We start from the raw sequence: 12240 nt of genomic DNA, 5'->3' as shown, positions 1-12240 counted from the left end.
TTGTTATCACCATTGAGTTTATATGCATTTAGAACAGGAGAATGGTCTACCGAAGGATCTAATAAAGCTTCGTTGGTGGCTGCAAAAATTTTATCTTTATTATCAAAAACAAAGGTATTGCCTGGAGTTCTAGCGATTTGATCTTGTAAACTAGTTAATAAAATATCAATTCCTAAAACACCAATAAATTTACCATCCTTATAAAGAGCTTTAGAGTAAGTAATGCAGTATTCATTACTAACAGCATCAATATAAGCTGGGGTTATATAGATTTGATTACTATTTCTAGCTTCTTTATACCATTCCCTAGTAGTTGCATTATAGTTGTTGGCTTTTCCATTTATAGTTATATTAGTATTTTTTTTCTCGCTTAGATCACTACTTATGATATTTTCACCATTATCTAAACCAATATAAACAGCAAGCAAATTTCCACTATTGCGGTAGTATTTTAATATGGCCCCTACATTATTAACTATGTTATCTTGAGAATTTAGTGCTTCATAGGGTAATTTTAATATATCTTTTTCAAGAGTATTAAGCAAAGATATATTTCTGGATCTAAAATCCTCTATAGAAATTTGTGTTGCTTTAAGAAGTTCTGTTTCAGTATAAAGCGTACTTTGATACAAAGAATCTTTTGTAAAGTAAAAGCTAATGATGCTCAAAATACTTAAAGCAAAAATTGCAATTGAATTTGCAATAACAGAAAGTTTTATTTTGATATTATTCATATTTTTCCTTTTAAATTTAATTAATTTTTGTAAAAGAACTTTTAACATTAATTTTATAAAATATAAAATAATGCTAAATTTTCTTAAGAATTATAAATTAAAAAATCTAAATTTTTACTTAAATATAAAAGTGATAAAAAATTTCATTTAATAAATATTAAATTAATTTATATTTATTATTTTTATTTAAATAAATATCGCTTCGAAAATTCTATGTATTAAGCTTAATATCGTTATAATTTAAAAAATTTATATCGAAGGAAATATTTTGAAAAAAATTCTATTATTTATTTTATCTTTAGGGATATTTTATACTTTCACACAAGCTAAAAATTTAGAGCAAGAACAAAATACTAGTAGCAATTTAGTTAGTGTCAGTATAGCACCTCAAGCATTTTTTGTTAAAAAAATAGCTGCAAATACTCTAGATGTCAATGTTATTTTACCCCCAAATAGCAATGAGCATAATTTTGAATTTAAACCAAACACCATGAAAAAACTTGAAAAAAGTGATATTTATTTCACTATAGGCTTAGAATTTGAAAAAGTTTTTACGGATAAATTTAAACAAAATTTTTCAAAACTTCAAGTTGTAAATATGCAAAAAAACATAGCTTTGATTCAAACTCATGATACACACGAACACTCTCATGAGCATGAACACCACGAACATGAGCATTTTGATCCTCATACTTGGCTAGATCCTATTTTAGTCCAAACTATGGCTTTAAATATTTATGACACCTTGATTCAAAAATATCCACAAAATGAAAATTTATATAAAGAAAATTTAGATAAATTTTTAGCAGAATTAGATAGTTTAAATTTACAAATTGCCTCAAAATTAGAAAAATTAAAAAATAGAGAATTTGTAGTTTATCATCCTTCTTGGACATATTTTGCAAAACGCTATAATCTTACGCAAATTCCTGTAGAAATTTTAGGTAAGGAACCAAAAAGTAAAGATTTGCAAAAACTTATCACTCTAATGAAAGATAAAAATTTAAAAGTCATTTTTGTTCAAAATGGTTTCCCTGAAAATGCAGCAAAAACACTTGCCAAAGAATGTGATGCAAAAATTTACAAAATAGATCATTTATCTTATGATTGGGAAAATGAGCTTTTAAAAACTGCTGATGCCTTTTCTCATAATTTATAATCAGGTTTTTTGATGCTTTTTTTTGAAATTTCTAATCTAAACTACACTTATGATAATGAAATCATCTTAAAAAACATCAATCTTAGCTATGACAATAAAGACTTTCTCTCTATCATAGGTCCAAATGGTGCAGGAAAATCAACACTCGTAAAACTTATCTTAGGACTTTTAAAATCCAAAAATGAAATCCATTTCAAAGCTCTTCAAAGAAAAGAAATAGGCTATGTTCCTCAACACACTCTAGCCAATCCTAATTTTTGTCCAAGAGTACTTGAAATCGTTCTTATGGGACTTGTAAGTAAAAAAATTTTTGGTTTTTATGAGAAAAAAGATAAAGAAAAAGCTATGCAAGCTTTAAAAAGTGTAGGAATGGAAAAATTTTGGAACAAAACAATTGATTCTCTAAGCGGAGGACAAAGACAACGTGTTTTTATCGCAAGAGCCTTAGCTAGTGAATGTAAGATGCTTATTTTAGATGAACCTACCGCAAGCGTTGATAACAAGTCTGCTATACAAATTTTTGAACTTCTAAGCTCTTTGCACCAAAAAGGCATGGGAATTTTACTCATTTGTCACGATATCAACCTTGTATTAGCTTATAGCGATAAAATTGCACATTTAAACAAAGAACTTTTCTTACATACCAACACTAAAGAAAAAGAAAAAAGTTCATTTTTAAAACATTTATACGAAAACCACTCTCATTTTTGTGATGTAGAAATGAGTTTAAATACTTGTTTTTGCGATGAAGAAAATTGCGATAGTAAAAAACTATGCGAACAAGAATTTACAAGAAGAAATTTGAAAAAAACAGAATTTAAAAAAGAAAATTTTTGTTTAAAATTTTCAAAGGAAAATAATGCTTGAAATTTTAAATTTCACTTTTTTTCAAAACGCTTTACTAGGAGCGATTTTAGTCAGTATAGCTTGTGGGATCATAGGCACTTTGGTGATGATAAATCGCCTTTTTTCTATGGCTGGAGGTATAACACATGGGGCTTTTGGTGGTATAGGTATAGCTTTTTATTTCTCTTTGCCTATTTTATTAAGCACGGGAATATTTACTTTATTTTTGGCTTTTTTAGTAGCTTTTTTAGCTAAACACTATGAACACAGAAGTGATAGTATTATCGCTGTAATATGGGCTTTTGGAATGGCTGTTGGGATTATTTTAATCGATTTAAGCCCTAGTTATAACACAGATTTAATGGCTTATCTTTTTGGGAGCATTTTGGCTGTAGGAACACAAGATTTATGGCTTATGGCTTTGGTTGATAGCATGGTGGTGCTTTTGATCTTTTTATTTTATAGACAATTTGAAGCATTAAGCTTTGATGCGGAATTTGCAAAAGTTCGTGGTATCAATACAAGTTTTTTTCATTATCTTTTAATCGCCCTTATGGCTTTTTGCATAGTTATTTCCATACGCCTTGTAGGGCTTATTTTAGTTATGGCTTTACTTAGTATCCCAAGCTTTATTGCTGAAAATTTTACCAAAAGACTTGGCTTTATCATGATTTTGGCAAGTTTTTTAAGTATGATTTTTTGTATTTTAGGACTTATACTTAGCTATTATCTTAATCTCTCAAGCGGTGCTTGCATCATAGCTATAGCTTGCTTTGGTTTTTTAGTGCATTTGATAGGCAAATTTTTAAAAAGGTAAAGGTGCAAAAAATACTTGGACTTTTATATCTTTTTGCCCTTGTTCTTTAAAATACAAATGTTCGCTTGCTTTAAAAACAAAAAATTTTTCTGCGATTTTTCTTTGTAAATCTTGAGTTTTTTCACATAAAGGATACACAAGTTTAATATCATAAATTTTAAATTTGCAAGCATAAGCAAACATTTGATACAAATCGCTTTGTTCTATACCCTGTTTTTTCTCATCTTCACTATCATTTGGAATTTTCCATTTGGTATCTAGGATCATTTTATTTTCTATATATAAATCAGGCTTTAACATAAAACATTTTTCATCATTTTTTGAGATTAAATACTTTCCATTGTTTTGGACTTTAATATCTTGAGTTGGATTTACTTTTTTTAGCATATAAGCTACATAATCTTCAAAAATTTTCTCCATAGGAAAAAGCAAAGCAAAAGCTTCATTTTTAGCATGATAAGGCATAAAACTTTCATTTTTTAAGAAAATTTTACACCACAAAAGCAAGTTTTCATAATAATCAAAATGTCTTGAAATTTTATAACTAAAATCTTTTTCATAATTTTTAGAAAATTCTACCTCATCAAGCATTTGCATGGCTTTTATAAGTCTAAATTTATTCAAACTTGTTTTGGATTTTAAAAAATTTAGCGTTGATTTTATCAAACGATTGGGTGCTATATCTAAAACAAACTCATCGTTGCTTGTAAAAAATCTTTCTTTGTGTATCAAATTTTGCTTGATATGCTCGTTAAATAGCAATTTTCCCTTTAAAAAAGCCCTATTTTCTTCGCAACTTAGATAAGATCTCATCAAGCCTTTTTTATACACGCTATCAAATTCATCTAAAAACATAGTGATAAACACTTCAAATAAAGGAATTTTAGAACTTTGCAAAGATGAAATTTGTGATTTTTTAAAGGGGGAGTTTTTTAAGGTTTTTAGCATATTTATCAAAAGATTTTTAGGATTAAATTTAAAATCTTTTTCATAAAAATCATTATTTTTAGAAATATTGTCTAATTCATAGTATCTTCTTAGTTTTTCTTTGTCATGATTTGAAGAACTATCTTCCTTTTTATAACTATCTAAATTCGTGCATTTTGGCAAAATCTCCAAAACCCCGCTTTTAGTCTGTATAATGCCGACATAATTTTTAGCTTTTAAGGAATTTTTGTTTTTAAAGCCTAGAAGATTTTCATTATTTTTTGCAAAGTCTTCTAGCTCTTTATAAAACCCTTCGGCCTTTTCTTTGAAAATTTCTTTTAAATCTTCTTTAGAAAAAGCTTGGTATTCGATGATGGAAAAAGTACTATTCATTTTCGTTTTTTAATTTATTTGCTATTTCATCATTATAAATTGCTTGATATATTTCTATTTTATCCCAAATTTTATCATCAAATGAAGCAATATTATAAATACTTCTCTCGCTATTAACACTATCTAGATTTTTTATTTTTTGAAGATATTTATCGTCTTTTTTATCTTCAAAAATCATACCATTATCATTTAAAACCGCATTAATCAAAGCATAATCATTATAAAAATACTCTTGCAAAAGTGGGATGATTTTATTTTGAAAAACCTTTTTTAAATCATTTAAATTTTCAACACCTATAAAAAACGCATGACCTATGGTTTTTTCTCTATCTAGTAAATATTCTATACGAGTGTTTATAGCTTTTAATAATTCTTGTAAATTAATACCTTCGCAATCCATAGATAATTTGCTCACATCAGGCATCATCTCAATAAATTCAAATCTTCTTCGCAAAGCTGTATCAAGAGAAGTTATGCTTCTATCGGCTGTATTCATAGTGCCTATAATATAAACATTTTTAGGCACCCCAAATTCTTCACCACTATAAGGCAATTTTACTTTTAACTCTTCTTTTTCACCTATCCTTTTACTAGGCTCTATCAAGGTTATAAGCTCACCAAAAATCTTACTTACATTACCACGATTGATCTCATCGATGATAATTATGTAAGATTTTAAAATTTCTTTTTTTATTTTAAATTTTTCATTTTGTATATTTTCAAATTCTTTTAATTTATTATAAAACATAAAATAGTAAATTGCATTACCATGATAATCACTTTGACTATCATATTTTGGTTTAATATCTTTAAAAGATAGAATTTTTTTATTTTTAAAATTTAGATAATCTCTTTTTATAATATCTATAGTTAATCTTTGAGGACTTTTAATTGAACCACCCAATAAAAAAGAACGATATTCATCTTTAGAGTTTAAAAGAATTTTTTTAATACTAACTTTATTTTCTAAAGGAAATTCATTTCCTTTATTTAAAAAATCTTGATTAATATAATTAGCAAATTCAAAAATTAATTTATCTAAATCAATTTCATTTTCATTTTGCATTGATAAAATATAATTTTTCAAAGATTTATCACATAATTCTTTAAAAATTCCATCTTTTACATCATATTTTACTTCTTGAGAATTTTCATCATTGTCTATTATAGGCTTTATACCTTCTACAAATTCTTCATATCCATAGCTTTGATGAAAAGTAGTAAATACTATTTGTCCATTTTTTAAATACTCATCAAATAATTTTTTTCTATTTATTCTATCATCTTCACTTGGAATTTGTATTTTTTCTTCTTTTGATATAATCTCTAAAGCTTTATCTATAGTATGATAAGTTTTTCCTGTCCCTGGAGGTCCATAAAGAATTTGATTTAAGGGTATAATTTTCATATTTGATTCCTCAGATTGCACTCTTTCAGTTATAAAAATATCTTGTTCATAATAATCAATCAAAAAAGCTCTATAATAATTCAATGCACTAGAATACATATTGTTTCCATTGCTGTTTTTTAACTCAAATTCTTCATTTTTATTTAATTTATTTATATTTTGATCAAAACTAAATAAATCACAACTATATAGATTTTCTTTTAAAAATTCTTTTGATATATTTTCTATAACTTGAATATATTTATTTATAGTATTTTTATCTAATTTCTTTTTATTTAAATATTCACTAAATAAATTTTTCATTTTATCTATATAATTTTGGCTATTCATGCCATATTTATTCCATAAAGGAATAGCTATATTTTCTATCATTTTAACTAATGATAAATTTTTATTCTCTAATAATTTTTTATGTATTTGATATATTTTTAATTTTTCTTTAAATTCATTTAAAGATATTAAATCTAAAACATTTTTAGAAAAAATATTAACTATTTTTATATTCTTTACATCTTGATAATGAAAAGCTATTTTCCATTTAATTGCATCCCCAAAATCTATTTTTTCTATAGCTTTTAAATTATTATCTTGACTTGCTTGTATTATTTGTATGATTTTTTCTTTGATATTATTAAATGCTTCATTTTCATTATTGCCATATTTAGCAATCCAAGCATAATTTTGACTATATAATCTACCGTTAGAAGATTCTTTCTGACTTTCATCATTTCTTCTATATATACCAAATTTAAAAGCTGAGCCACCCCAAATACTTCCTAGATTATCCAATTTACTTTCTATCCAAAAAGTAAAATCATCTCTATTTGGATTATCTTTTTTAATGTTAGTATATTCTTCAAGAGTCATATTTTTAACTTTTTCTAAAGTCCATACTTCTTGAAAATTTAAAAAGCCATCATGCATTTCTTGTAATTTTTTTTCATCTAAATTCCACATTACAAAAATCCTTAAATTATGCTATTTTTAAATCATATTTAGATTTCCTACCACTCCACAAAGGTTCTAGCTTTTTTTATATCATTAAAATTTATAGTAGTTTTTTCTTTATTTTCTAAATTTTCTAAAGTGATATTTTCATTATCTACAGCAATGATTTTTGCTTCGAATTTTTCTTTTTCATTGGTTGTGATCTTCACAAGTTCACCTATACTTTTTACAAAATGTTCTATCTTACTCAGTTTTCTTTCAAGTCCTGGTGAAGATACTTCTAAAAAATACTCCCCATTTACAGGTGGCTCTACATCAAAAATAGGCGATAAAATTTCACTAAGCCTTGCACAATCATCAAGATTTACCCCACCTTCTTTTTGCACATAAATTCTATAAATTTTTCTGCCATTTTCACTTACTAGCTCATCATCATAAAAGCTAAGCTCTGCTTCTTTGCAAAGGGCTTCAAGATTCATTTTTATCCTTTTTTATTTTTTCAAAAAGTGCATCCATATGGTTTTGATACTCAAGCCTATCATCAAATTTAAAATGAAAATTCGGACACCTATACCAACCCTGCTCACTCATGCAGTAATTTTGCAAAGCTCTACTTGCCTTTTTTAAAGAAGATAAAATTTTTTCTTGCTCATGAACATTAAAAAACATCTTATCAAGATACACAAAAGCATCATATCTGCCTTTTTTACACTCTACATCCACTACACACAAATTTTTCAAATTTTCATCATCTAAATTTGCTAAAGCTTCAGGGATTAGCTCTTTTAAGATGCTTTCAGTGCGTAGCTTTTTAATCTCACTTGGATTCATAGACTTGCTTGTTCCTGTACTTCTTTATAGCTTTCTATATAATCACCCACTCTCATATCATCACACCCTTCTATACCTACGCCACATTCATAGCCTTTTGCCACTTCTTTAGCATCATCTTTAAAGCGTTTAAGCGAACTTACATTGCCTTCATAAACCACAACTCCATCACGGATAAGGCGAATTTTAGCCCCACGGTTAATCACCCCTTCGGTTACCATACAACCTGCAATTTGTCCGATTTTTGGCACATTGATCACTTGTCTAATCTCTGCTTGTCCTAATTGCTCTTCAGAAATAATCGGACTCATCATACCACCAAGCAAGGCTTTTACATCATCTAAAAGATTATAAATCACATTATAAGTTTTAATTTCTACGCCTTTATCTTTAGAACGCTCTTTAACTTCCCCTGTTGGGCGTATGTTAAAACCTAGCACTATAGAGTTTTCACTCGCACTTGCAAGCTCTATATCACTTTGCGTGATTCCTCCTACTCCACTATGAATGATATTCACTTTAATCTCATCATTTCTAAGTTTTTCTAAACTTGCCTTTAAGGCTTCTAAAGATCCTTGCACATCAGCTTTTAAAATAACAGGCAAAGCTTTTAGATTACCTTCTTTGATCTTAGCTCCAAGCTCATCAATGCTAACTTTAGTGGATTTGCTAAGTTCTTTTTGGCGATTGTATTCGTGGCGTTTATTAGCGTATTCTCTTGCTTCTTTATCGGTTTTTACTGCGATTAAAATTTCACCTGCATCTGCTACTTCGCTAAGCCCTACGATAACCCCACATTCGCCTGGTTTAATTTCTTTTAAGGCTTTACCTTGATCATCGCTCATCGCACGCACTTTTCCATAAGCCTCGCCTGCAACCACGGTACTTCCTACAGTAAGTGTTCCATTTTGCACGATGATAGTAGCCACCGCACCACGCCCTTTTTGCACAGAACTTTCTATAATGCTTGCTTTAGCAAAACTTTTTGGATTGGCTTTAAGTTCTAAAATATCAGCTTGTAAAAGCACGATTTCAAGCAAATCTTCAATCCCCATTCCTGTTTTAGCCGAAACTCCTACAAATTCATAAGATCCGCCCCATTCTACTGGTATGATTTCCATTTCTGCGAGTTGAGTTTTTACCATATCGGGATTTGCTGCTTCTTTATCCATTTTATTAATAGCAATAATAATAGGCACACCTGCTGCTTTAGCATGATTTATCGCTTCTTTAGTTTGTGGTTTTACCCCATCATCTGCGGCTACAACGATGATTACAATATCAGTGATACTTGCACCCCTTGCACGCATAGCAGTAAAAGCTTCGTGACCTGGAGTATCAATAAAAGTAATTTTACGTCCATTTTTTTCTACCATATAAGCACCCACGTGCTGAGTAATACCCCCTGCTTCACCACTTGCAACACGTGATTTTCTAATATAATCTAACAAAGAAGTTTTACCATGATCAACATGCCCCATGATGGTAATCACAGGTGCTCTAGTCACTAAATCTTTTTCATCAGTCTCTTCTTCATAGTCTTTTACATAATCAAACTCATCAGCCTCGTTAATGATATTGATCTCTATACCAAATTCAGCAGCCAAAATTTCAATCGCATCTTCATCTAAGAAATCATTTTTTGTTGTCATCATTCCAAGCATGAAAAGTTTTGAAATCACTTCACTAGTGCTTTTTCCTATCTTATCAGCGAATTCATACACACGAATTTCTTTAGAAATAGCAACGCTACTTACTTCTTCTACTTCCTTTTTTTCAATCTTTTTAGATGGTTTTTTACGACTTCTTCTTTGAATTCCACCTTCAAGCCCAAAACCCGCAGAATTTCCAACAGCTTGTCTTATAAAATTAGGTTGTTTTTTATTGATATTTTGTGGTTTTTCTTGTTCTTTTATACTAAAATCAGGTAATACTACCTCATCTTCATCATCTAAAGAAATATCACCAAAATCATGTTCATCTAAAAAATTCATTTTTTCGGTACTTTCTTTTTTACTCGCAACAAAAGATTTTTTTTCTTTTTTCTTTTTCTTTAAATTCTCATCAGCATTTGAAAACATAGTTTTTAAACTTAAGCGCTCTTCATTATTGATAGATATATCATTTGAATTTTTTACTTCTTCTTTTTTAACTTGAATTTCTTCTTCGTCTTTTTTCTTTTTAACAATAACAAGTCCGCGTCTTTTGGCTAAAGTTGCACTAGCAAGGCTTTGTGGCTTATGAGCATCAATAATTTCTTGTTTTTCTTCCTCTTTTGCATTTTCTTTTTCAGTTTTTAATTCTTCTTTTTTAACTTCTTGTTTAAGCTTTTCTTCTTTTTTAGGTTCTTTTTTTTCAGATTCATTTAGCTTTTCTTGTTCTTTTATATTTTCTTTTTTAGGCTTTTTTGCCGTAGGAGTTTTGATATTTTTCTTAAAAGCTTCTGGAATTTCTCTTGTTTGTATATACTCATAAATAGCTGCTGCAATCTCAGGTTCTACAGCATTTGATGCTGTTTTAATTCCAAGCCCTAATTCATTTGCCTTTTCAATAATTTCCTTACTATCATAACCTAATTCTTTTGCGATTTCATGAATTCTAATCTTTGCCATTTAAAAATATCTCCTTAAGTCCTTGCTGAGTAATTTTAGTATTTAAATTTTTACATATTTTAGAAAATGCTTTTTGTAAGACTTTATCTTCTCTCTCAATACAATTTTGACATAAATATCCGCTTCTTCCATGTTCTGCTTTAGGCACAATATCTCCTAAAACAACTTTAAATCTAAATAACATATTTTGCTCAAAGCGGTTTTTACACACTATGCACATTCTAATTGGTATATGTTTTTTCAAAATTATATCTTTTTTTTATATTTTTTAGCAAATTTCAAAGCCATTATCATCAAATTCTAAATATTGCACACGAAAATCTTTAAATTTTGTTTGTATTTTCTTTGCCAAAGCTAAAGCATCATCTTTAAAAGCTAAAGAAAAAAAGCTCGATCCCGAACCTGAAAGTGTGCTCATTAAAGCTTTATTTTCTAAGGCAAATTTTTGCACTTCAAAAAGTTCGGGTAAGTTTTTCATACGATTGATTTCATGGAGCTTATCTTGACTTGCAAATTTTAAAAATTCATATTTTTTCTCCAAAAAACAAGCGGTTAAAAATGAAGCATGAGAAAGGTTGAAAACCGCATCATTAAAACTTAAATTTTTGGCCAAAGCTTGGCGTGATTGTTCCGTGCTCATTGCCAAATTTGGGATCACAACCACAGCAGCTAAATCTTTATCAATCTCTTTTTTGATGCTATAAACTTTATTTTTTTCAACCAAAGAACACACAAAACCACCAAGAGTAGCTGGAGCGATATTATCTGGATGGTTTTCATAAATTAAAGCTTCATCTAAAATACGTTCTTTTTCTACCTTAAATCCACTCATATAATAAGCACTGGCAATAGCTCCAACAATCACAGCTGAAGAGCTTCCTAATCCTCTTGAAAGAGGAATGTTATTTTGAAAAATAAAACGAAAATTATCTTTTTTTCCGCTTAGTTTTTCATAAATTTCATAAAAAATATTTACAAATATATTGTTTTTTTTAAGAAAAATATTATCACTTCCCTCGCCTCCAATACTAATGCTAAAAACACCTGATTTTTGGATTTGAGTTTCATTAAAAAGCTTTAAACTAAGTCCTAAACAATCAAAACCTGGCCCTAAATTCGCACTCGTAGCGGGAACTAAAATTTTCAAATTTCATCCTAAATTGCATCTAAAAAATAAAAGGGAAGATTATCATTATTTAGTTTAAGCTCTTGTAAATTTTTTGGTAAAAAAAACTCTGCTGGGATATTTTGCTCTAAACAAATTTCACCTTCCTTATATACAAAACAAAAATTTTTATTTGCACTTATGGGTTTATAGCCATTTAATTCAAAAGCACTTACCGCAAATAAAGGAATATTTTTTACTATACTTAAAGTACTCAAACTTACATAAGAAATTTTAATCCCCATATAAGAACCTGGACCATTAGCATAGATTAAACTTGTAAAATCATATTCTTTAAGCAATTCATCTAAAATTTTTGGTAAAAATTCGCTTGCTTTTTCTTCACTTTTATAAGTTTTTATAAGTTTATCATCTTGATAAATTCCGATCATTAAAGGCT

The 12240-nt window shown here is 28.4% G+C and carries 12 protein-coding genes; 3 read left to right on the top strand and 9 right to left on the bottom strand.

Annotated elements, in window-relative coordinates:
* Nucleotides 1-734 (bottom strand): cache domain-containing protein (locus ELQ06_RS06685; protein ID WP_208335031.1); only part of this gene is annotated, 734 nt, incomplete at its 3' end.
* Nucleotides 735-1002: 268 nt separating this feature from the next.
* Here ELQ06_RS06685 and ELQ06_RS06680 point away from each other — a divergent pair.
* The 3 genes from ELQ06_RS06680 to ELQ06_RS06670 are packed head-to-tail and all read left to right on the top strand — an operon-like array spanning nucleotide 1003 to nucleotide 3556.
* The gene (locus ELQ06_RS06680; RefSeq protein ID WP_134237490.1) at nucleotides 1003-1893 is read left to right on the top strand and encodes a zinc ABC transporter substrate-binding protein; all 891 of its coding nucleotides are present in this window, start codon (nucleotides 1003-1005) and stop codon (nucleotides 1891-1893) included.
* Nucleotides 1894-1905: 12 nt separating this feature from the next.
* Nucleotides 1906-2760, top strand: coding sequence for a metal ABC transporter ATP-binding protein (locus ELQ06_RS06675; protein WP_116484604.1), 855 nt, complete (start codon nucleotides 1906-1908; stop codon nucleotides 2758-2760).
* Nucleotides 2753-3556 carry a metal ABC transporter permease gene (locus ELQ06_RS06670; RefSeq protein ID WP_052775334.1) on the top strand — a complete coding sequence of 268 codons (804 nt, stop codon included), beginning with the start codon at nucleotides 2753-2755 and terminating at the stop codon, nucleotides 3554-3556. Before ELQ06_RS06675 ends, ELQ06_RS06670 begins: the two co-directional genes overlap by 8 nt.
* Here the strand turns inward: ELQ06_RS06670 and ELQ06_RS06665 are convergent.
* The 8 genes from ELQ06_RS06665 to ELQ06_RS06630 are packed head-to-tail and all read right to left on the bottom strand — an operon-like array spanning nucleotide 3545 to nucleotide 12232.
* Nucleotides 3545-4876 carry an McrC family protein gene (locus ELQ06_RS06665; RefSeq protein ID WP_134237489.1) on the bottom strand — a complete coding sequence of 444 codons (1332 nt, stop codon included), beginning with the start codon at nucleotides 4874-4876 and terminating at the stop codon, nucleotides 3545-3547. The genes ELQ06_RS06670 and ELQ06_RS06665 overlap by 12 nt on opposite strands.
* Nucleotides 4869-7241 (bottom strand): McrB family protein, encoded by a 2373-nt coding sequence (locus tag ELQ06_RS06660; RefSeq protein WP_052821013.1) that lies wholly within the window; start codon nucleotides 7239-7241, stop codon nucleotides 4869-4871. The genes ELQ06_RS06665 and ELQ06_RS06660 overlap by 8 nt, the downstream gene beginning before the upstream one ends.
* Nucleotides 7242-7288: 47 nt before the next feature.
* Nucleotides 7289-7711: a ribosome maturation factor RimP gene (gene rimP, locus ELQ06_RS06655; protein ID WP_052817746.1), complete on the bottom strand. Its 423-nt coding sequence runs from the start codon at nucleotides 7709-7711 to the stop codon at nucleotides 7289-7291.
* Nucleotides 7701-8063 (bottom strand): 30S ribosome-binding factor RbfA, encoded by a 363-nt coding sequence (gene rbfA, locus ELQ06_RS06650; RefSeq protein WP_002778650.1) that lies wholly within the window; start codon nucleotides 8061-8063, stop codon nucleotides 7701-7703. The genes rimP and rbfA overlap by 11 nt, the downstream gene beginning before the upstream one ends.
* Complete coding sequence (infB, locus tag ELQ06_RS06645; RefSeq protein ID WP_052821015.1) at nucleotides 8060-10675, bottom strand: translation initiation factor IF-2; 2616 nt, start codon at nucleotides 10673-10675, stop codon at nucleotides 8060-8062. The genes rbfA and infB overlap by 4 nt, the downstream gene beginning before the upstream one ends.
* On the bottom strand, nucleotides 10662-10919 hold the full coding sequence (locus ELQ06_RS06640; protein WP_002859353.1) for a YlxR family protein: 258 nt from the start codon (nucleotides 10917-10919) through the stop codon (nucleotides 10662-10664). Before ELQ06_RS06640 ends, infB begins: the two co-directional genes overlap by 14 nt.
* Nucleotides 10920-10943: 24 nt before the next feature.
* Nucleotides 10944-11822, bottom strand: coding sequence for a homoserine kinase (gene thrB, locus ELQ06_RS06635; protein ID WP_002851909.1), 879 nt, complete (start codon nucleotides 11820-11822; stop codon nucleotides 10944-10946).
* A gap of 8 nt (nucleotides 11823-11830) precedes the next feature.
* Nucleotides 11831-12232, bottom strand: coding sequence for a tRNA (adenosine(37)-N6)-threonylcarbamoyltransferase complex dimerization subunit type 1 TsaB (locus tag ELQ06_RS06630; RefSeq protein WP_002851789.1), 402 nt, complete (start codon nucleotides 12230-12232; stop codon nucleotides 11831-11833).
* Nucleotides 12233-12240 lie beyond the last annotated feature (8 nt).

Origin of the sequence: Campylobacter sp. CH246 (assembly GCF_004378835.1) — a bacterium.
Lineage (GTDB): Bacteria > Campylobacterota > Campylobacteria > Campylobacterales > Campylobacteraceae > Campylobacter_D > Campylobacter_D jejuni.
This window is presented reverse-complemented; position numbering and strand designations above follow the sequence as displayed.